General features: G+C 65.5%; 22 protein-coding genes. 12 read left to right on the plus strand and 10 right to left on the minus strand.

Features of this window, described 5'->3' with window-relative positions; genetic code table 11:
• Positions 1 to 59: 59 nt before the first annotated feature.
• Positions 60 to 1,544, minus strand: coding sequence for a purine-cytosine permease family protein (locus tag IU450_RS31210; RefSeq protein ID WP_195153321.1), 1,485 nt, complete (start codon positions 1,542 to 1,544; stop codon positions 60 to 62).
• A 368-nt stretch (positions 1,545 to 1,912) separates the two neighbouring features.
• Here IU450_RS31210 and IU450_RS31215 point away from each other — a divergent pair, with 368 nt between their 5' ends.
• Entirely contained in the window at positions 1,913 to 2,839 is a 927-nt protein-coding gene (locus IU450_RS31215; RefSeq protein WP_195153322.1) for a LysR family transcriptional regulator, read from the plus strand.
• A gap of 50 nt (positions 2,840 to 2,889) precedes the next feature.
• Here IU450_RS31215 and IU450_RS31220 read toward each other — a convergent pair whose 3' ends face one another.
• Complete coding sequence (locus tag IU450_RS31220) at positions 2,890 to 4,194, minus strand: helix-turn-helix domain-containing protein (RefSeq protein WP_195153323.1); 1,305 nt, start codon at positions 4,192 to 4,194, stop codon at positions 2,890 to 2,892.
• Between the two features lie 118 nt (positions 4,195 to 4,312).
• On the opposite strand from IU450_RS31220, the gene IU450_RS31225 reads away from it, so the two are divergent.
• The 5 genes from IU450_RS31225 to IU450_RS31245 all read left to right on the plus strand — a co-directional run bounded on the left by IU450_RS31225 (position 4,313) and on the right by IU450_RS31245 (position 7,735).
• Positions 4,313 to 4,753 (plus strand): hypothetical protein, encoded by a 441-nt coding sequence (locus tag IU450_RS31225; protein WP_195153324.1) that lies wholly within the window; start codon positions 4,313 to 4,315, stop codon positions 4,751 to 4,753.
• Positions 4,754 to 4,905: 152 nt separating this feature from the next.
• Positions 4,906 to 5,505 carry a TetR/AcrR family transcriptional regulator gene (locus IU450_RS31230; protein ID WP_195153325.1) on the plus strand — a complete coding sequence of 200 codons (600 nt, stop codon included), beginning with the start codon at positions 4,906 to 4,908 and terminating at the stop codon, positions 5,503 to 5,505.
• Position 5,506: 1 nt separating this feature from the next.
• Positions 5,507 to 6,697, plus strand: a complete 1,191-nt coding sequence (locus IU450_RS31235) for an FAD-dependent oxidoreductase (protein WP_195153399.1) — start codon at positions 5,507 to 5,509, stop codon at positions 6,695 to 6,697.
• Positions 6,698 to 7,042: 345 nt separating this feature from the next.
• On the plus strand, positions 7,043 to 7,315 hold the full coding sequence (locus tag IU450_RS31240; RefSeq protein ID WP_195153326.1) for a hypothetical protein: 273 nt from the start codon (positions 7,043 to 7,045) through the stop codon (positions 7,313 to 7,315).
• A 129-nt stretch (positions 7,316 to 7,444) separates the two neighbouring features.
• Positions 7,445 to 7,735, plus strand: a complete 291-nt coding sequence (locus IU450_RS31245) for a hypothetical protein (RefSeq protein ID WP_195153327.1) — start codon at positions 7,445 to 7,447, stop codon at positions 7,733 to 7,735.
• Positions 7,736 to 7,825: 90 nt separating this feature from the next.
• Here the strand turns inward: IU450_RS31245 and IU450_RS31250 are convergent, their stop codons facing one another.
• From IU450_RS31250 to IU450_RS31260, 3 genes are all read right to left on the minus strand, one after another.
• On the minus strand, positions 7,826 to 8,302 hold the full coding sequence (locus IU450_RS31250; RefSeq protein ID WP_195153328.1) for a hypothetical protein: 477 nt from the start codon (positions 8,300 to 8,302) through the stop codon (positions 7,826 to 7,828).
• A 24-nt stretch (positions 8,303 to 8,326) separates the two neighbouring features.
• The gene (locus IU450_RS31255) at positions 8,327 to 8,713 is read right to left on the minus strand and encodes a hypothetical protein (protein ID WP_195153329.1); all 387 of its coding nucleotides are present in this window, start codon (positions 8,711 to 8,713) and stop codon (positions 8,327 to 8,329) included.
• A gap of 237 nt (positions 8,714 to 8,950) precedes the next feature.
• Positions 8,951 to 9,538, minus strand: coding sequence for a DUF4190 domain-containing protein (locus tag IU450_RS31260; protein WP_228835383.1), 588 nt, complete (start codon positions 9,536 to 9,538; stop codon positions 8,951 to 8,953).
• Between the two features lie 550 nt (positions 9,539 to 10,088).
• On the opposite strand from IU450_RS31260, the gene IU450_RS31265 reads away from it, so the two are divergent.
• Together IU450_RS31265 and IU450_RS31270 are read left to right on the plus strand one after the other, a co-directional pair.
• The gene (locus IU450_RS31265) at positions 10,089 to 10,421 is read left to right on the plus strand and encodes a hypothetical protein (RefSeq protein ID WP_195153330.1); all 333 of its coding nucleotides are present in this window, start codon (positions 10,089 to 10,091) and stop codon (positions 10,419 to 10,421) included.
• Positions 10,422 to 10,612: 191 nt separating this feature from the next.
• Positions 10,613 to 11,692, plus strand: a complete 1,080-nt coding sequence (locus IU450_RS31270; RefSeq protein WP_195153331.1) for a pentapeptide repeat-containing protein — start codon at positions 10,613 to 10,615, stop codon at positions 11,690 to 11,692.
• A 640-nt stretch (positions 11,693 to 12,332) separates the two neighbouring features.
• On the opposite strand, the gene IU450_RS31275 is transcribed toward IU450_RS31270, so the two are convergent.
• Positions 12,333 to 12,800, minus strand: a complete 468-nt coding sequence (locus tag IU450_RS31275; protein ID WP_195153332.1) for an RICIN domain-containing protein — start codon at positions 12,798 to 12,800, stop codon at positions 12,333 to 12,335.
• Between the two features lie 730 nt (positions 12,801 to 13,530).
• On the minus strand, positions 13,531 to 13,818 hold the full coding sequence (locus IU450_RS31280) for an ANTAR domain-containing protein (RefSeq protein WP_324197896.1): 288 nt from the start codon (positions 13,816 to 13,818) through the stop codon (positions 13,531 to 13,533).
• Between the two features lie 411 nt (positions 13,819 to 14,229).
• Here IU450_RS31280 and IU450_RS31285 point away from each other — a divergent pair, with 411 nt between their 5' ends.
• Complete coding sequence (locus IU450_RS31285; protein ID WP_228835384.1) at positions 14,230 to 14,472, plus strand: MerR family transcriptional regulator; 243 nt, start codon at positions 14,230 to 14,232, stop codon at positions 14,470 to 14,472.
• Positions 14,473 to 14,475: 3 nt separating this feature from the next.
• Here the strand turns inward: IU450_RS31285 and IU450_RS31290 are convergent, their stop codons facing one another.
• Positions 14,476 to 14,895, minus strand: a complete 420-nt coding sequence (locus IU450_RS31290) for an ATP-binding protein (RefSeq protein WP_195153333.1) — start codon at positions 14,893 to 14,895, stop codon at positions 14,476 to 14,478.
• Positions 14,896 to 15,653: 758 nt separating this feature from the next.
• Here IU450_RS31290 and IU450_RS31295 point away from each other — a divergent pair.
• Positions 15,654 to 15,887, plus strand: a complete 234-nt coding sequence (locus IU450_RS31295) for a hypothetical protein (RefSeq protein WP_195153334.1) — start codon at positions 15,654 to 15,656, stop codon at positions 15,885 to 15,887.
• A 228-nt stretch (positions 15,888 to 16,115) separates the two neighbouring features.
• Here IU450_RS31295 and IU450_RS31300 read toward each other — a convergent pair whose 3' ends face one another.
• Together IU450_RS31300 and IU450_RS31305 are read right to left on the minus strand one after the other, a co-directional pair.
• Positions 16,116 to 16,523: a hypothetical protein gene (locus IU450_RS31300; protein WP_195153335.1), complete on the minus strand. Its 408-nt coding sequence runs from the start codon at positions 16,521 to 16,523 to the stop codon at positions 16,116 to 16,118.
• Between the two features lie 152 nt (positions 16,524 to 16,675).
• Positions 16,676 to 17,503 carry an alpha/beta fold hydrolase gene (locus IU450_RS31305; protein ID WP_195153336.1) on the minus strand — a complete coding sequence of 276 codons (828 nt, stop codon included), beginning with the start codon at positions 17,501 to 17,503 and terminating at the stop codon, positions 16,676 to 16,678.
• Between the two features lie 174 nt (positions 17,504 to 17,677).
• Here IU450_RS31305 and IU450_RS31310 point away from each other — a divergent pair, with 174 nt between their 5' ends.
• Both IU450_RS31310 and cobM read left to right on the plus strand, forming a co-directional pair.
• Entirely contained in the window at positions 17,678 to 18,103 is a 426-nt protein-coding gene (locus IU450_RS31310; RefSeq protein ID WP_195153337.1) for a PPOX class F420-dependent oxidoreductase, read from the plus strand.
• 400 nt (positions 18,104 to 18,503) lie between these two features.
• The gene (gene cobM, locus IU450_RS31315) at positions 18,504 to 19,271 is read left to right on the plus strand and encodes a precorrin-4 C(11)-methyltransferase (RefSeq protein ID WP_195153338.1); all 768 of its coding nucleotides are present in this window, start codon (positions 18,504 to 18,506) and stop codon (positions 19,269 to 19,271) included.
• The last annotated feature ends 917 nt before the right edge of the window (positions 19,272 to 20,188 follow it).

Here is a 20,188-nt window from a genome sequence, read left to right on the forward strand (position 1 = left end):
ACTTCGCCCGGCGCGCGTCTACTCGGCGACGACCGCGACCGGTCCGGCGGCGAAGAACTTCACGCTGTGGCCCGGATCAGGTCCGTATCACGGTTCTCGATCTGTTCGGTGGTCTTCGGCTGGGCAGGCGGACGTACTCGGTGCAGGGCCGCGTAGCCCGCGGTCGCGAGGACCAGCGCGGCGAATATGCCGAGGTTGCTGCTGCCCAGGCTGCCGGCGCGGGCGGCTGGAGTGAACAGATATCCGAGCAGTGGGCCGACATGCGGATCGGGAGAGGTGATCAGGCCGAACCCCACGATGGTCGCGACGGTCAGGCAGCCGATCCCGGCACGATTCACCCTGCCGTAGCTGCCGACCGGGCTGAACAGGGCTGTCCGGTCGTAGCCGATATGGCGGCGCTGCCACAGGTCGACCACGAAGATTCCGGACCACGCGGCCATCACCACCGCGGTCGTGGTCAGGAATGCCTGGAACGGGGCGAAGAAGCCCGGCGCGGCGAAGACGACATAGCCGCCAGCGATCGCGATCAGGACCGCGTCGATCAGGACGGTGTAGTGCCGGGGCATCCGCACGCCCAAGGTCTGTAGCGCGAGGCCCGAGGAGTACAGGCCGATGATGGACCCGGACACGAAACCCACCAGCGCCAGGATCAGATACGGCACCAGGAACCAGGTGGGCAGATGGGCCGACAGGGCGCTGATCGGGTCGGTCGCGGCCACCGCCGCGACCTCGGGGTTGCCAGAGGCCAGCAATGTCCCGAAGCCCATCAACACGATGGCGGGCGCGGTGCCGCCGAAGGTGATCCATCCCACCAGTGCGCGTTTACCGGTCTCGCGCGGCAGATAACGGGTGTAGTCGGCCGCGCAGTTGACCCAGCTCAGGCCGAGCAAACTGGCGGCCAGCATGATCCCGCCCATGAACGCGCCCGAACTGGCCTGGCCGTGCGTCGCGAACGAAATCTCGGGCAGCGTCAGCACGACATAGACCACCGACAGTGCGGTGAATACCAGGGCGAACCACTTCTGAATCCGCAGGATCACGTGGCACCCGTAGATTCCGACCACCGTACTGGCCAGGACGACGATGCAGAGGGTGACGATCATGAAAGGCCTGGTATCCATGTCCGGGTCGAGCCGGTGGGCCACGGTGCGGGCCGCGAGCGTCGCCAGAACCGCGGAGAAGGTCTCCCATCCGACCAACGCCAGATAGCTGATGAAGGTCGGGATCTTGTTGCCGTGGAATCCGAACGCCGCGCGGCCGGCCACCATGGTCGCCGCCCCGCCCCGCTGCCCGGCCAGTGACACCAGGCCGAGCAGCAGGAAGGACAGAACGGCGCCGGCCGCCGCCGCCAGCGCTGCCAGGTGCCAGTCGAGGCCGAGCGCCATGACATACGGACCGAACGACACCAGGAGCACGTTGCAACTGGTGCCCGCCCACGGCCAGAACTGCTCGCGCGGACTACCTCGACGCTCCTCATCGGCGACCCATTCGGCGCCTTTTCGCTCGAAGGACCACTTGGAAAGTTTCGCTGAAGCCATTGCCATGCCCAGATCCATCCGCCGAGGGCCGCGACCGGCTACGGGCACGGGCCCCGACCATTCCATCTACTTACATATAGTGCCGTTAGACGATGGCTCATTGTATGGCGGTTGAGTGGTCAGCGGAACCATAGTTGACGGCGCAACTTGAGGCGCAACAGATTTGGCGCTCACGCGAGGTCAGTGCACGTCAACGTCCAAAGCTGTGCGTGAGTCGCGCGTAAGGTGCACCGCTGCTTCACACTCGGTGCCACGACGCAGTCAATTAGACACCTAGACAGCGATCCGTTGTTCGTTGGCGTATGTGCCAGTGACGCGCAAATCTGGTGGTGTCGACGTTCTGCGCGCGTCGAGCGTTCTGCCAAGATGCAGATATGAGCCCGGCTTCCGCAGGGTCTGCTCGCCGTCCCAGCGCCGATGACCTCCTCGTTCTGCTCGCGGTCGGACGGTCCGGCCGCTTCGTCACCGCGGCCGAGGAACTCGGCATCAACCACACCACGATCTCCCGCCGCATCGCCGCGCTGGAACAGACCCTCGGCGGACGGGTGCTCACCCGGGTGGCCGGTGGCTGGGAGCTGACCGATCTCGGCAGGGAGGCGCTCGCCGCGGCCGAGGCGGTGGAGTCGGCCGTGAAGTCGCTGGCCGCCGACGGGAGCGGGGACCGATCGCTGGAAGGGGTGGTCCGGATCTCGGCGACGGACGGCTTCAGCGCCTACATCGCCGCACCCGCCGCCGCGAACGTGCAGCGGCGGCATCCGAAGATCACCGTGGAGATCGTGGCGACGACACGGCGTGCCTCACAACAGCGTTCGGGACTCGACCTCGAGATCGTCGTCGGCGAGCCGCAGGTGCACCGCGCCACCGCCACGCACCTGGCCGATTACTGCCTCGGCCTCTACGGCTCCCGTGAATACCTGCGCGAACACGGCGCTCCCGGAACCATCGATGACCTGGCCGAGTATCCGCTGGTGTACTTCATCGATTCCATGCTCCAAGTCGATGACCTCGACCTGGCCTCCAGCTTCGCCCCCGCGATGCGCGAATCCGTCACCTCCACCAATGTCTTCGTACACGTGGAGGCCACGCGCGCTTCGGCGGGTCTGGGCCTGCTGCCCTGCTTCATGGCCGACCGCCACGCGGATCTCGTTCGCGTCCTGGCCGATTCGGTCACCGTCACCCTCGGCTATTGGCTGGTCGCCCGCACCGAAACCCTCCGCCGTCCGGAGGTCGCCGCCGTCGTCGCCGCGATCCGAGCCATGGTCGCCGAACAGCGCGACACCCTCCTCGGCCGCCCGGCCTGACTTCGCGCGAACCCTCTATTCGCGCACTCGAGCAGCGGCGATATGCCGAATCACGCCGCGCGGGCGAGGGCGTCGAATCGGAGTCGGAAGTGCTCCGCGTCGTCGCCGCGCGTGCGGGCGGCGGCTACGCGAACCGGGCGCAGCTCGGCCAGCAGGCGCGGAGAGTTGACCGGGCCTTCCAGCAGGGTCAGGGCGGCGTGCGCTTCGGTGATCGCCGAAGTCGTGTCGCCGAGACCGGCGAGAGCGGCGGCGAAATAGACGCGGTACGAAGTTTCGTCGCGTGGACGCTGGGTGCCGCGTTCGCCGATCGTTTCTCGGTAGATGGACACCGCCCGGTCGTGCTGACCCAAGTAGACGCGGCCACGGGCCTCGATCGATCTGATCTCGAATGGTGTGACGTGGTGCAGCCAGACCGGCTCGTCGACATCGTCGAGTCCTCGCTCGACCTCGCGCCAGGCCCGGGTCATCGCCTGCTCGAAGTCCTGGCGTTCCCCGATCGCCGCGTGCGCCACGGCCTCGCGGGCAGATCGCACCGCGTTCAGCCGGGCCGACGGGATTCGGCGAGCCAGATGGCTGGCGCGCTGAGCCAGCCGCACGGGTTCGCGGCTGGTCGGTCTGTCGGTGGTCAAAAACGTCAAGCTGGCGAGCGCATTGGCGAGCAATTCGTCGTTGTCGGCCTGCTCGGCCATCAGCACCGCTTCGACGTAGCACTGCCGCGCGACAGTTGCTCGCCCAGCGTCCAGGCAGAGCCAGCCGGCGCAGCGGGCAAGGCGGCTCGTTTCGGCCAACAGGCGCAGGCCGGTAGGTCGGCCGTAGCCACCGTGGTCGAGCAGGCGGCGAGCCGAACCGTATTGACGAAGCGCGAATTCGGCGATGTCCGCGCCGCCGAAGTGATTGTCGTGATTCCACATGCGCTGCGTCAGCGTCTGGAAGTAGGCGACATGACCGGACCCGACCCGGGGCGGCACAGACGGTGCAGGTGCGCTTGCGGCCACCGTGGTGATTGTTGCTGCCAGGCCGAATTGTCTGCGGTCCATGTCGTCGGCTCCTTTACCCCTGTCTTCGATGGTCCTCGGATCAACCGGTCCCAGCAAGATTGGAAGCAAGGCCGTACGCGGCACTCCCAGCGCGTCGGCGGCTCGGACCAGTTCGCGAATGTCGAAGATGGTCCCCACTTCTCCACGTTCCACCCGGCCCGCGTGGGTGCGGTCCCAGTGCAGGAGTGCGCCGAATTCGGCTTGGGACAGGCCCATTTCTCTGCGGACGAGGGCCAGGGCTTGACCGGGCCGCCCCTCGGCGAGCAACTTGCGGAATTGCGGCGTCGTCCACACGCCGTCCATCTCGTTGTCGATCACGTTCGGCCCCCTGTCCCGAAATCCACTGTGATGCGCGAACTTTAAGCACAAAACCGCAGGCGGGGAGGGGCAACCGCAGATATCGCACATCCGGTGTCGCGCGCTTGACAGCGTCGCGATGTCCCGCCCGTTCCTCGAGGCTCGAGGTGCGCGCGCCGCCGGGGTGATGTCGTGTCGGCAGGGCACTCCGGACGCGGTGAGCCGCGAGCGGTGGCGAAAGCCCCCGGCGGCGGGCGCACCCATCGAACGAGAGGTGATCATGAAGCCGAAAGTGGTCGGGTATCTGCGCCGCGATATCTCCGGGCGTCGCGCACGCAGGCACGAATTGGAAATCCGCGCGCTGGCGAAGGCGTCGGGTTTCGATCTGGCGCGAACGCTGGTCGCGGGCCCGACCGCCCCCGCGTCACTCGAGGCCCTGCTCGTCGTGATCGGCCGCGTCGGCGCGGTCGCGGTGATCACCCCGTCGCGGGGCCATTTGGAGGACCGCACGGACGTGATCATGTCGGTGTGCGGGCTGATCACCCTCGATTCGAGGCACATTCCATTGCGGGGCATGTAGCCCCTCGCCGCCCATGGCCCCTCGGACCACGCATGAGTGATCGACGGGATGCCTGACGTGATCCATGCCCACGTGAGTCGGGGGAGCTTCGATTCTCGTGACTCGCGTGGTACGTTCACTTCGTTGAATGATCGTTCAATCAATGGAGTGGCGTGGCAAGTCGACGGGAACAGGCGCAGTGGCGGCGCGAACGCTTGCTGGACGCGGCGTTGGAAGTGTTCGCCGACAAGGGGATCGACGGAGCTTCGGTCAAGGACATCGCGGCTGCCGCCGAGGTGGCGCCGGGCCTGCTGTATCACTATTTCGCCGGTAAAGAGGCGCTGGTCACCGCGTTGCTGCGGGAGCGCGGGTTCTCCCGGCAGTTGCGCGAATCGCTGGAGCGAGCGGAGGGCAGGCCGGCTACCGACGTTTTGCCTCGGGTCATGCGCGAGTTCGACGGCGTTCTTGCCGCCAACGCCAAGCTGATCAGGCTGTTCTTCGCCGCCGGGCATTCACACGAGAACGTGCGGGCGGTGCTGGCGGAATTCGTCGGGGAAGGGCAGGCCGTGATGGCCGAGTATCTGCGCTCCCGCGTGGCTGCGGGGGAGTTGCGTGACCACGACGCGCACACGACCGCGACCGCCCTGTTCGCGACTCTCGCCGTCGGCCGCAGCACCGGCATCCCGGTCGATGTCGCCGAGTTGGTCGATCTCGTGCTCCACGGACTTGTTCGAAGCGCGCCATCCGAAGAAGGAGAGATCGCCGGTGCATGACATGAACGTGCAATGCTGCGTGGTGGGCGGCGGCCCCGCCGGAATGATGCTGGGCACGCTGCTGGCCCGGCAGGGTGTCGAGGTGATCGTGCTCGAGAAACACGCCGACTTCCTGCGCGATTTCCGGGGCGACACCATCCATCCGTCCACTCAGGAACTCATCCACGAACTCGGCTGGCTGGACGAATTCCACCGCCTCCCGCACAGCACCATGGATCGGGTCACCGTCGCTGTGGGTGGCACGCCCGTGACGTTCGCGGATTTCCGGAAACTGCCGGTCCGCAGCCCGTACATCGCGTTCATGCCGCAATGGGAATTCCTGAACTTCCTCGCGACCAAAGCCGCGACCTTCCCCGGCTTCCGGCTCCTACAGCGCACGGAAGCAATCGATCTGGTCATCGAGAACGATCGAGTCCTCGGTGTGCGGGCGAGCACCGACTCCGGAAGCTTCGAAATCCGCGCCGATCTCGTCGTGGCCGCTGACGGCCGCCACTCGCGTATGCGAGAAGCGGCCGGTTTGCAGGCAGCGGCGAGCTCGCCACCTATGGACGTCCTGTGGTTTCGACTGTCGCGGCGAGCGACGGACCGGGTCGAGTTCTTCCAAGGCGGTAAAGGGGCGATGGTCGCCATCGACCGCGGGGACTACTGGCAGGTGGCGTACACCATTCCCACGAACGCCTACGAAGAATTGCGCGCGCTCGGCATCGGCGAGCTACGCGACAGAATCGGCGCGCTCGCCCCCGCATTGCGGGATCGCGTCCACGAACTCGCCGATTGGGATGACGTTCATCAGCTCACGGTCCGTGTGGACAGGCTCGACAAGTGGCATCGACCGGGCCTGCTCTGCATAGGCGATGCCGCGCACGCCATGTCACCGGCGGGCGGCGTCGGCATCAACCTGGCGATCCAGGATGCCGTCGCGGCCGCGAACATCCTCGGCCCGAAACTGCTCGCCCACAACCTGACCGACGCCGATCCGCCCCGCGTACAGGCCCGCCGCCAACTGCCCGTCAAACTGACTCAGCTGTTTCAGCTGGCCATTCTGCGCGACCTCTACCCCAAGAATCTGCACGACGACACAGCCACCCACGTCCCGCCGATCTTCCGAATCTTCCGGCGGCTGCCCGCGTTGCGGCACGCGGTGGGCCGATTCATCGGACTCGGCGTCCGGCCGGAACACATCCGCGCCTGAACGCCGTCGCAGACGAGCGCGGGTTTCCGCTCTTCGCGATCGGAAATCGAGCCGTCGCCGCAAGAACATGCTGCGCCGGCGCGTCCGAGCGCAGTTCGAACCCCGCAAACCGACGATCTGCCGACGAAGTGTCCGATCATCTGCCGACCGATTGCCCGATGATTTGCCGATATCGTCGCCGAGGATCTGCGTCACCGGCTCCGGACGGAAACGGGGTTTCCCGCGCTGTCGATCGGTCAACAAACCATGCGGCGGACCGCCGGTCGGGGGCGCGGACGCCGACGGCGACTGCACCCATTGCCCGGCACCAGGATCGCGCCCGATCAGGGCGCAGAAGGAGGACAAGTGCGATCCATCCGAGCCGGTCTCATCGTCGTGATGCTCGTTGCCGCCACGGTGGCCGGAGCGAGTTCGGCGCATGCCGATGAGACCCTGCCCGGCGCACCGAAGGACGAGATCATCTCGGTGGACATCAACCTGCTGGGCTGCTCCCTCGGCGCCGGACTCGGCCTCGACCTGCTGCTGGCTCTCACCGCGGGCAACGGTTCCAGCACGACCATCGGCTCCGGCCTGGCCACCCGCCTGCGCGCCGCGGGCTGCCTGCCCTGGCAGCGCTGATCCACAACAGAGTTCGCCGGGATGCCACCCTGATCCGCGCACCAGACAATCCCTCCGCACGCACTGAGCGAGAAAGTCTTTGGTTTGGCCGGAGAGTCGAGAGTGCCGCGTATGCAGGACTATGGGGAGGTGAGCACTCCTGCGCCCGGACCTGTCTTCGACGTGATCGCCGTGCTGAACGGCGCGGTGGACCTGCGATCCTATCCGCGCCGGAACCTGGTTCTGAGCTCGCCTCCGCGTTTGGAGTTCCGCACCATGGGAGACAACACGTCCGTGATCTTCGAGCCGGTTGTCCACCTGCTCAATGGCATCGAACTGCTCGAATCCCAGGGTTGGGAGCTGGTCAGCGTGATCGAACGGAGCGTCGACAGCGAGAGAACCAAGGAGTGCTGCCTGATGGCGTTCATGCGCCGCCCGTGATGTAGACCGGTCTACCGGACGCCTCTGGGCCACAAGGATCTTCCGGAGCAGTGGTCTAATCGCAGACCCGGTGAACGGCCGCCGTATGGGTCATCCGGCCTGGGGGTGTGGGCGCACATCGATCGTGTCGCGCGCCCGTGCCCACACCTCCTGGGCGTCGAACCGGGCGGCCTTCCACGAGTCGGTGGCAAGGCCGACCCGCCCGCGCCACTTCCGCATGATGTCGGCGTGCACCGGCCAGCGCACGAACCGCCGCATGTCCTTTTCGGTCTCCCACACCGAGATCGAGCCGCCGCGTGCCTCCGACGGTCGAGCCCACAGCCACAAGCCGACCGCACCGTGCATCACGGGCCAGTTCCGGCCCAGCCGCATCCCTGTCTTGTATATCTCCTGAACGTCTTCTTCGGAGGCGGCCAGAAAGTCGGTCACGCTGACGAACACCGAACCTGCGCTGTCGTGTCGCGGCCCGGCTTGCCATGGCATGAGCACGGTGCCCTCGGAAAACGGCTGTTCACCTGCGGCACCGTGCGCGTCAGTGGGTGTGTGGTCGGCAGAATTAGTATGCATCTACAGATGATATGCAGACGCATATCAAATCGGCAATCGCTGGTAGCGGTTGTGACGACCGCCTGCGACGACACCCGCCTGGGACATCACATCCCGCACCTGATGACTAAGGAGTTGTGCGGTGGACATTGCCCGATGGGCCGTGGCCGGGTGTCGGCCGCAATGTCCGGTATGGCCAGGGTGGCGAAGTCCACCTAGTCCAGGGATCAGCTCGCCGAGGAGCTGCCATGGGTCGAAGACGTCTCGGGCGGCACACTGCGGCTCATCGGTGTCTCCGAACTGCTCGGTGCGCTCGAGCTGATCCTGCCGCGACCACGAGTACCCCGTCCTGACCCCGATCGCGGCAGTGCCCCACAAACCGTCCTGCTCGGAAATGCGCTGCGGCCGGTAGGTGATCACCAGCGCGGCCACACAACCAACTCCGGCACCGCCATTCGGCTGGGGCCAGGACGTCAGCCAAAGCCTGCCAACATCGAGCCACAAGATTGGCCACCGGCTGTCGCAACAGCCTCGTAGCCGCACCGCAAGGGTGTCGAGAATCGATCGATTCTTGGACATCGTCCGTCGGCTTGGATAGCGACGCAGAGCCGTGCGCGACGTCCTGTAGCCCAGTTCGAGAGCTGCGTAGCCGACTCTGTGTCGCTGCTTCTAGGCTCCTGCTGAGACCACCAGCACGGCAATGACTATCAGTGTTGTCCAGATATACCCAAGCGTCAGGCCGACGATCGCTAGCACCCGCCCTTGTTCGCTAGTCCGGCGAATCTGCACCAGCGCGATGTGGCCGATCGGGATCGCCAATGGTGCGAGCACGAAACCACACACCAGCGCGACAATCGCCAAGGTATTCGTGCGTGCTGACGCGACTCGGACTCCACCTGGAACCTGGTTCGCGGTTACCGGTTGCCCATCCAGTGTGGATCCAACGACCGGATAGACCGGTTGACCGGTTTCGGTGAATCCGATGGGCTGTACCCCGGTAGTGGCTGCCGAGGACTTCAACCTGCCGGTTGACCACAGAAAGACTGATGCGGCAACGATGAGCAATGCAATCCCAACGCCGATCTCCGGCCGTCCTCCGGTCCGGTAGCCAGTGGCGATGTTCATGTGGCTGGTCTGTATAAGCAGGATGCCCCATACGATCAGCACTAGTCCGGTCCCAGCCAGTACCAACGACACGAGCCTCGACCGTGTGTTGCGGATAGCGTCTGAATCTTCGGTGTCAGCGTGTTCGGACATGCCGGTCCTTCCGCGTGGAGCCACCCATCTCGTACGTCCGCTGGTACTGGGGCGTCGTCGTCCAGTCAAGCTACAGACTCGGCGCAGCGTTGTGATGGCATCTGGTGAAACCGTCTGCACGAGTTCAGGCATAAGTTCAGCCGACTTCGGACGAGGTGTGCGGATTGATCGCTTCTTCGGCACCTCGACTTTCTCGTCTCCATCTCCGAGACGTGGCCGGAGCCTCCCCAAGGCCCCTGCCACCGACGCTCGCCCCGGTAGGCACACATCGCCAGCGTAGTGACCTGCGCCACAGGGGGGTCGTTCTCTGGAATCGTTCCGCCGTTCTCTCCGTCCAACCCATTGACGGCCAACAACTTCGGGCTCATTCCTCACGGGGTAAGGAATCGACACCGTCGCCACGTTCAAGCAACCTGCGGCCCGGCGAGATCAGCCGTGGAGTAGGCCGAACTCAGGGAATGACATGGGAAACATACGGAGAGCATCGATGATCGGCTTCATGCTGGCTGGGTCGTTCTACCACAAGCGGCACTGCCACAGAATCTGAGAAATGCACGACGAAGTGAGCAGCTACGTGGTGATCCAACTGTATTGCACCCCTGCGGAGGCGGACGCTATCCGTTCGGTGCTGACAACGAAGGTCGCCGAGTTTCCCGAATTCGCGAACGCCCGGATCCAACTCGAGCAGAAGGCAGAGACCGACACCCTCGACAGCGACGCGCTCGATCCGATCGGTGGCGGTGGTGTGCTCATCGGCTACGGCCGCGTCTCCACAATCGGCCGATTCTGGCCTCTCGAACGTGCTGCTCGTCATCGGGTTGAACGGAGCACTCGGTGGCAGGGCGTTGTGTCGAGCAGAATTGAGCAATGTCCGGGTGGGTGAGTGCTATTGGCGCGCAAGTACGTTCAAGAACCACCACGTTGCGCACGTGGCTGATCAAAGACTCCCGCTCGTCGCTCAGGCGCCGCACGGGACGGATCCGGTTGCTGCCGGCGGTCTTACTCGCCCTTGCTGCGGGCTTGGGGGTGGCCGTCGCCGCCTACGGGTTCCTACGGTGGATTACACCCGTCGACGTGAGCAAGACCGCCGCCGAGATCGACATAACCCGCATCGCCTTAACCGTCGTCGCCGGCGTGGGTGGCGTCGTCGCGCTGGTCATCGCCTACCGCCGCCAGCGCGACCTCGAGCAGAGTCGGTTCGTCGAACGCTTCGGTGCCGCAGCTGCTCAACTCGGCGCTACCGATGTCGCGGTCCGTATCGCAGGGGTCTATGCCATGGCCGGCGTCGCCGACGAATCCGAAGGCCTCCGCCGCCAGCAATGCATCGACGTGCTGTGCGGATACCTCCGGCTGCCCTACGACACCGAGCACGGCGCTAGCGGGCGCACCAAATTCGTGGTCAAAGCCCCCCGGATCGAACATGGGCGAGTTCGCGGTGAGACAGAAGATCACATCGAGTACCGGCAGAACGACCGGGAAGTCCGCGCGACCATCCTCCGTGTCATTGCCAACCGCCTCCGCCCACGCACCGAATACAGCTGGTCGACAAGCGATTTCGACTTCCGCAATGCCTACCTGGAAGGTGCCGATTTCAGCAATGCGACGTTTACGGGTTCTGCCGAGTTCAGCCGCGCGACCTTCGCCGGCATCGCCGAGTTCGGAGACGCGACCTTCACCCGCAAAGCCCAGTTCGGCGGTGCGACCTTCACCGGCGGTGCATGGTTCCAGAATGCGACCTTCAGTAGCGGTGCCTGGTTCCACGATGCGACCTTCACCGGCGACGTTCAGTTCGGGGAGGCGACCTTCACCCGCACCGCTGAGTTCGGAGAGGCGACCTTCACCGGCAAAATCTGGTTCCACTATGTGACCTTTGCTCACAGCGCCTGGTTCAACAGTGCGACCTTCACCTGCGACGTCTCGTTCAATGGTGCGACCTTCGCCGGCGATGTCTCGTTCCACGATGCGAGCTTCACCGGCGATGCCCGGTTCATGAAGGTGAGCTTCGGTAGCGGGACTGCTTCGTTCGTTGCTCCAAGACAATGGGGGCCACCGGCACCGGCATTCGACTGGGATCAGGACCTCAGCCAGAAGCCCGCCAATGTCGAGCCACAGGATTGGCCACCGACCGTAGCAGTGCCGCTGGCACCCTCGTAAATGTTGAGGTGCTCCAGCCTCTGAAGCACCAGGCCCGGATTCTCAAAGCTGTCATCGGATCAGCCGGCCGCGGCGGCGGCTCATTGGTCCAGCTGTAATCCCTAGACGGCCGACCGGTGGTCCTGGATGATCGTGCACCAGCGATCCAGCGCACCCAGACCCCAGAGAGGCCGCCATGGACACGGCTGCTGTTGCAGTGGAGGCTGGAGATCGCTTGGCGCGCGTTTCGGCGGTCCGTACGACGGCTGTTCCACGCGGCGTGGATGATCCTCGCGTTGGTAATCTACGCGGCGTGGACGGTCGTCATGCCGGTTATCCACGGGGCGTGGACGCTCCTCAAGGCAGTAGCCTTCGTTTTTGCAATGGTCCTGTTAGCGCCAGTCGCGCTGGCGGTGATGCGGGATCCCAGGCCGTGCTTGTGCACGAATTGCGTCGGTAAGTCTTCGGTGCCTTCCCCCGACTTGATGAGCTTGCGGCGAGGCCGGTCACTGTCAGGGTGGAAGTGGTCACCTACTCGTGGGGCACGTTCGTGCGGCGGTATCAGGGCACTGAGAATGTGAAATCGCGACAGTCAGACTGCGTTCGACTGCCCACTGCGCCCCTAGACGGTGGCGCCACCGATGGCCCTGGGAGGGATCCGTCAGTTCGGGATTTCGTCGAGATAATCGTTTGCGTTGAAATACCAGAGTTGACTTACGGCGGAAAAACTTCTATCCAGTACAACAGCGTCGTACTGGACGTTTCCGAAATCGCCTCTGAGGCTCAATGCGGCGGACGTATTCAAATAGGGCATGTAGTTGAATATCTTGGGACCCCGTGAGTCTTCGCGATAACACCATTTCTGCTGGTCGGAGCCGTTAGATTTTTTGATCCTGAGATTGACTTCGGAGTTGATCTGGGCGTTGCCCGCATCGAGGCAGTAGGTATCCTTGTCGTCGGAGATTTCAATTCGGACCACGGTATAGCCATCTTTTTTTCCCACTTCATGTGTCGTCCACCGTTGCCGACGATGGTCGTGCAAGGCATAGCGAACACTGACGACGATCGCTCCATCGATGAGTGCGTCTCCATAAACGGTAAGTCGACTTCCGTTGAGTCGGTAGCGCATTTGTGAGCATGGCCGAACTCCCTCTACTTGCTTACAGGCGGTTCGGTTCGAGAGTCTACGTCGGTCGCAGGTCCGACACGCCGGTTTGCGGGTATGTCAATAATGTTGCGGCACAGTGGGTTTCGGTAGTATGGGGTTGCGAAGCGTTACAGTTCGGCCGTCGGGTGGGGTCATGCGTTTCGGTGCCGAGTTCGCCCAGCGCAAATTTTCACTCTCACACCCCCACTGTAGATTTCGTGGAGCAGCTTGCTTGCGGATCCGGTAATGCCCCGCTGCGTCGCCCGGTCGAGGCCGGCAGCGCCGAGCTGGTCGCTCGAGCGGGCCCGAAATCGGGGTGCCGGTAAGAATCACGCCACACGAGGCAATCGAGGCGTGACGGCAACGAATGTCCGCGAGACGCCCTGGGCTGCGGGGCGTTTGCGCAGGTGGATGATGCGCGCAGCAGTGTCACGCCATCCGAGGGGTGCCGAATACGTCGATACCGACGAGTCGCTGTCATCGCACTCTTGGTGCGCGTCTTAAGGGCGCTACCCACCGTCCAGGGATCCGTATCGCAACAACAGTGGGCGGTGAGTGCCGGCCGGCAAGGTCTCGGCTCCAGGATCGGGCGCGGCAGGCCCTCCAAAGCGGGTGTCCGAGAATCGATCGATTCTCAACACCATGAGGCGGTGCGATGATTGGTTGAGGCAGGGGCGGCCTGGCCATCGTCGTGCAGAATCCGAGGTGCGCTCTACTGGTCGGGCTGGGGGGACCGTCCGGCGAGGATCCGGTTCATATCGACGCGCAGCGGGGCTTTGGGGGCTTGCCCGCCTGCGGTCGGTAGTTCGGTGAGGATGCGCTGGGCGAGCTCGCGTACTCGCACGTTGATGTGCTGCGAGCAGGACCGCAGCAGCTCGAACGCTTGCTGCTCGCCGATCCCGTAAACCAGCATCAGCATGCCTTTGGCTTGCTCGATCACCGTGCGGCCGGCCTCGAACGCGAACCGATCGGCTTCGTCTGGGGGCGCTTCGATGTCCACACTCCACCTCTACCGAAGTTCCGGCGTGAAGAACACCTCACCTGGATGAAAAAAACTACCCTCCAGGATGTAGACATTCTGTGAAGGCCGGTATACAGTCACTGTCGTTGGAGATGAAGAGTCTGGTTGGCCGGGCAGGTGAACTGCCCGGAAAGCAAGAACTACCGTCCCCTCCGGCGGAGAAGAGAAGCCGGTGCAGTCGGCCGGGCCGCCGGAGGGGATGAAGAACTACCGCAGGCAGAACTGTCGATCCGGGAGGTGGTCGCTGAAGCAGTTGCATACACCTTGCGCGCCCGGGAAGAAATGCCGGGCGCGGTGTTCGACGTCGGCTCTGCGGGTCGGCGATTGGAATTGATATAGAAACCCCTCGATCCCGGGCCCCGGCGCACTGTGCGCCGGGGCCCGTCGGCGTTGAAACAGAGGTGTTGCGCAGCAACCGAACACAGACCCCACCGACGCTCCGAAGGCGGGCACCGCCGCTACTCCCGCTACCAGCTGCGTATCGCCGCCCGCGCCCGCGCGCTGGTCGATCAGGGCACCCCGCTGGAGGCGGCGTGCCGGATCATCGTCCCGGAAGACCAGCTCGCCGAAGCCCTCGAACTCAACGCCGAACTCTCCCGACAAGACCCACCCGCACCGGACCCCGACAGCTGAACGTCACCAGCCGCCGCGCCGGGTACCGAGTTCGGCCCACACCGTCTTGCCGCCGCCGTGGTAGTCCACACCCCAGCGGGTGGCGAGCTGGTCGACCAAGATCAACCCGCGCCCGCCGGTGTGATCGGGCCGACGGATCCGGGCTCGCGCGGGTGAGGCGTCGTCGACTTCCACCCGGAACCAGCCGTGGCCGGCGACGATCAACCGGCACCCGCGCGGCGCTCGGGCATGCACGACGGCGTTGCCGGCCAATTCATCACATACCTGCACCGCGTCCTCGATCCCGAGACCGGCGACATCCTCGAGCAGGCACCGCACCGCGGCACGCAGCTGCCCCAACGACACGGCCTCGAGATCCAACTCCACGACAGCGCCGTCCACGCGTTCATCGGTACGCGCCGGATTCAGTGTCGAAACGCCCACCCTGCACCCCTCCTTCCATACGCCCAGTACCGACCTCCGCCAGGACAGCACTATCTCGGCGACGACATACCCCCACCGCGCCCCCGCGAAAACCACCACCTCCTCCACCCTCGCCGCAGAAGCTGAGGTGTCGAGAATTGGCGTTCGGGTGGTGTATTCGGGGCAAGGATTCCCTGATGTCGCAACCCCCGCACATCACCTCGGGACGAAAGGCGGTTCGTCGGCTCCTGCCGTGGCGGTCGGCGTGACCGTGCGGCCAGGAGCTCGACCAAGCCGACCCAGCTGCCGTCGGTGCAGCGTGCCCAGCCGTGGAGTCGTCGGCCGGGCACGGCGGCGGTCGAATTGAGGCCACCGACCTAGACGCGCATCGGCACCTTGTCGCGTCCGAAGCCGTTGGGTGGTGGGGATGGCTTTGGATAGATCGACGAGGACGGAGACGGGGGATCGACGGCGCGAGCACGAAGAGAGCGAGCGGGTACACGAGATTGTGCGGGAACGAGTCGTCGACCGGCTGGTGTACCCCAAGTACACATGTGTCGTTCATCTGAACGCCGACTGCATAGATAGGTATATGTCTAGGTGAATCTACGGATGCGGGGGCGGTACGTATTCGATGAGGCTGGTTGCCGTGCAGCAAGCACAAGTGGTGACAGCGCCGTCACCTGAATCCGCCCTCGACAACGGCGTCGGTAGGCCGACAAAGGAGTCGGTCGCGCGGCGGGGTTCCGCAACGCCACGAACCAGAAACTCCATACCTGATGTCCATAAATTCGTTCAGCCTGTTCGGCTTGGTTGCTGCACTCGACGGCCGCAACATCCAAGCCCACCTCACCGACAGTGTCGAGGACTGCACGGTCTGCGCCACAGTCTTCAGCCTGAGAACGTGCCCGGCCGGCCGCGCCGCCGAGATCACCCACGCCACTCGGCGTCCTGTGACCGCAATCGAAATGGTCGACCAGCTCGGCGCGACCTGGTCCATCGGCGCCTTGTAGGAGCAAAGGTGCGGTAAAGCATCCGCGCGATAGCGCCTGCCGCAACGCTCGGCTTCACGACCGTTCATCAGTTCGGTTTCAGCTGTGCCCAGTGGTCGGGTGGGGCCGGTGGCCGTGAACACAGTGCGCTGACCGACGAGAACCGACGTGAAGCGCGCGTTTGCGACGCCGTCTCACGGGTCCGGAGAGGACTCCGTGACACGGCTGTCGCTGCGGGTCGACATTCCATCAAGCGGCATCGAGGGCTGCGGTGATCTTGCGGGTCATCTCGGCCAGGGTGGGGCTGGGCTCGCCCTGGTGGGTCCGGTTGGCTGCGTCGAGGGCGACGAGGACGGTGTTGCGGAAGTTGTCGGCCTCGGACGGATCCTGCTTCTCGAGCAGGCTCATGGTGGCGGTCAGGGCCGGCAGTACCTGATCGGCGAGTTCGGCGACGGACTTGCCCGGCAGTTTGATGTCCTTCGACTTGGCGGCGAGCACGTGCCCGACCAGGCCGGTCGCCGACGACAAGGCGATGGAACCGTTCGTGGCGACCTTGTGGGGCTTGCCGGTGGCATCAGCGGCGGCCATCAGCGACACGGCACCGTACGCGGCGGTCCGCAGAGTGCTCTTGTCCTGGTCGGTCAGGGTGATGGACATGGTGGTGTGCTCCTTCAAATCTGTTAGGGGTGTTCGATCGAACGGATGGTGGAATTCGGGCGGGTCGATGCCCGGGGTGTCTGGATTAGCAGGGTGGGTCGGGGTACGTCGCGGCGTCGGTGAACCCGGCCGACCGGTCGTGTACCCGATGGTTATCGGCTCGGCGAACCCTGCTGGTCATGGGCCGCTGCCGTCTCGTGTACGGCTTCGGCGATGGCGCGGAAGTCTTTCCGCAGGAGGGCGCCGTGGTTGCTGGGGACCTTCGCGCTGATGCGGATGTTCGGGTTGCGGACGGTCACCGCGTCGAGGCTGGTGCGGATCCGTTCTTGCTCATCACCGCGGCTTCCGAACGACGTCCCGGAAGCGACCACATACCGCATCGGCACGGTGATGTCGTCCAGCACGGGCCCCAGCTCCTGCTCGCGGGAGAGTTTGCCGAGTTCGATGTTGCTGTCGGCCATTTGTTCGGCGGTCATCCGCGGGGTCAGCCCTGTCGGGCGCAGCAGCGGGGTGATCCAGCCCAGCCGCTTGAACAACTTGCGGATCCGCTGCTCCATGGCCTCATCGAGCCAGTCGTGCGGGAACGCGCCGTCGACCAGCACCGCACCCACGGCACGGTCCGGATTCCGGGCGGCCCAGTGCGCCGCGACGACTGCCCCGTAGGACCAGCCCACCACCAGCGCCCGGTCCACACCCCTGGCCGCCAGGACGGCATCGACATCCCGGACGGCGGCCTCGAACGAATAGTCCGCCGAACGCCGCGATTTGCCGCGAGCCCGCTCGTCGTAAGTGATGTGCCGGAACCCGGAACCGAGTTCGGCGATGACCTTCCGCCAGTAGCTCTGAGTGGCGAACTGGCCATTGAGATAGACCACGGGGATACCCGCACCGCCGGTGTCGGTGACGGCCAAGGCCGTATCGTCGACCGACACCATGCCGGTCCACTTCGAGATGGTCGAGGAAGTGTTGTCCTTTGTCATGGCGACAACTTTCAGCGTCTGACCTGACAACACCCTGACACCGACCTGACACGGCCACTGACACGATTTGCCGCGCTCTGCCGCCTTGTGGACGACAGAGGCTGGAGTCGTCCGGCAAGTCGTTCCGGCGATTCGTCGCGTGATCTGTGGCCGACCGCGACCTAGGGTGAGCGGATGGCCTCTCTTTCCGATCCCGAAGTGCGCGAGTTCCTCACCCACGGCACCCGTACCGGCAAGGTGGCGTTCGTCGCCGCGGACGGCAGGCCGGTGGTGAGTCCGGTGTGGTTCGTCCTCGAGGGAGACGAGCTGGTCTTCAACACCGGCAAGTCGACCGCGAAGGGCAAGGCGTTCGCCCGTGACGGGCGCATCGCCGTGTGCGTGGACCTGGAGGAACCGCCCTATGCGTCGGTTCAGTTGCAGGGCTCGGTCACGCTCTCGGAAGACCCCGACGAGCTGCTGCGCACGGCCACCGAGATCGGCGGCCGCTACATGGGCGCGGACCGCGCCGAGGAATTCGGCAAGCGCAACGGCGTCCCCGGCGAACTGGTGGTCCGGCTGCGACCCACGAAAGTGATCGCCCACTTCGACGCCACCGCCTGACCGGCCGAATCGCCGCCGCTGCGTTTCGCCGGTGGTCGGGTGTCGCAGGCGTATCCGCTACTGGTGCTCGAGCCGGTTCGCCGCAGATCCTGCCGCGTTCGGGCCGCGGGCTCAGGCGCTCGTCGCGGGGTGTCGCTATTATACCGGTGCTCGGGTTGGGTTCGCCGTCGAGCCGGTGTGATCGGGCCGCAAACTTTCGCTTGGTCGCCAGGTGCCGCCGTTGCCCGGCTACTGGTTCGCGGCGTTCGGGCCGCAAGCTTCGGCGCTCGTCGCCGGGGGTCGTCGTAGTACCGCGGCCGGGGCGCGGCTGGTTCGCTGTCGACCCTGCCGCGATCGAGTCGCAAGCTTCGGCGCTCGGTCGCTGGGTTGGCGGTGGACGGCGGTCAATACACTCGCGCGCATGACCGTGCACTTCATCGGGGCCGGGCCGGGCGCGGCCGATCTGTTGACGGTGCGCGCGGTCGAGTTGCTGCGCGCGTCGCCTGTTTGCCTGTACGCGGGGACCTATCTGGATCCCGACGTGCTGGCGTACTGCGCGCCGGACGCCGAGCTGGTCGATACCCAGCACCTGGACCTCGACCAGATCACCGAGCGTCTGGTGCGCGCCACCTCGGAAGGCAAGGACGTGGCTCGCCTGTGCTCGGGAGACCCGTCGCTGTATTCGGCGCTGACCGAGCAGACCCGCAGGCTCGACGCGCACAGCGTGCCGTGGGACGTCACGCCGGGCGTGCCCGCCTATGCCGCCGCCGCGGCGGTGCTCGGCGCGGAGCTGACGGTGCCGAAGCTGGTGCAGTCGGTCGTGCTGACCCGCACCCAGGCCCGCTCCACCGCGATGCCAGAGTCCGAAGCGCTGGCGAACTTCGCCGCCACCGGAGCCACCGTCGCGCTGCACCTGGCCATCACCCGCGTCCGCGCCCTGGCCACCGAACTGGCTGCCGACTACGGCCCCGACTGCCCGGTCGCCGTCGTCTACCGCGCCAGTCAACCCGAGCAACTGGTCCTGCGCGGCACCCTGACCGACATCGCCGACCAGGTCGAAGCCGCCGGACTGCGGCAGGCGGCGGTGATCCTGGTGGGCCGCGCGCTCACACCTGCGGTCTCGTGCGCGGAATCCCACCTCTACGACCCCTCGCGGGTACGCAAGCCCGCCGGTGCGCAGCGCGACTGACAGCGGTGCGGGTGGGTCGCCTGGACGGTTCATGGCAGCGGCGGCCCGTTGCTCCGACGCTGCGGGCGGCTGGACGGCGCGCAGGGCGGATGACGACGGCGCGGGTGGACCGCCTGAACGGCGAATGCCAGCGGCAGCGAGCCCATTGCTCCGACGCTGCGGGCGGCTGGCCAGTGCGCAGCGCAACTAGCAACGGCGCAGGTGGGTGGCCTGAACCGGCGACAAGTAGGAAGCGGCCCGTTACTCCGATACGACCCCGGCAGCGGCGCGTTGCCGCGCAGCTCCGCGCGCAGCGTGCGGCTCTCGTTCGGGCCGGAACCCGGCGGGTTCGCGGGTCGCGCAGCGCAGCGGCACCTGCGGCCTTCGAGTGCTCGGATCTGCGGTCGGCGCAACTCGGCAGGCGCGCTGCTCGGCTGAGGCGCGCTCGGCTCGAGGTTCGAGACGCTCGGCTCGGCCTGCGCCCGACCCGGCCGCGATGATCTTGGTCGTCCGGCGGGCGGTCCACCGAGGGCGGGTGCCGTAGGCGCCTGCCGGAGCGCGGCGCGAAAGTGCCCTGATGGCGCAGGAGTGACGTATGTGAGAACCGCAACATCATCTGGCGAACTCACTGCAATGCCCCTGCCTGCGGTGATGTTTGCTCGCTATGTCCGGTGGTTGGTCGGGTGCCGGGGGCGACGGTAGATTGATCCGGTGATTCGCAAAGAAGGTCCCGGCGGAGCCGGTCGGTGGGTTCTGGGCACGGTCGAGCCCATGTAACGAGCCCGGCATGTTGGACAGATAGTTCAAATGAACATTTTTTGCCTGATTTGATGTGAGAACTGAACCTGGGGACGCAGGCGCCACGCTCGGATAGGTGCGCGCCCCCTCCGGGTGTGGTCGGGGAGCGCTTGCGTGGTGTTCCGGAAGCGAGGTTACGG

The sequence above is a fragment of the Nocardia abscessus genome (assembly GCF_015477775.1).
Taxonomy (GTDB): Bacteria; Actinomycetota; Actinomycetes; order Mycobacteriales; family Mycobacteriaceae; genus Nocardia; species Nocardia abscessus_A.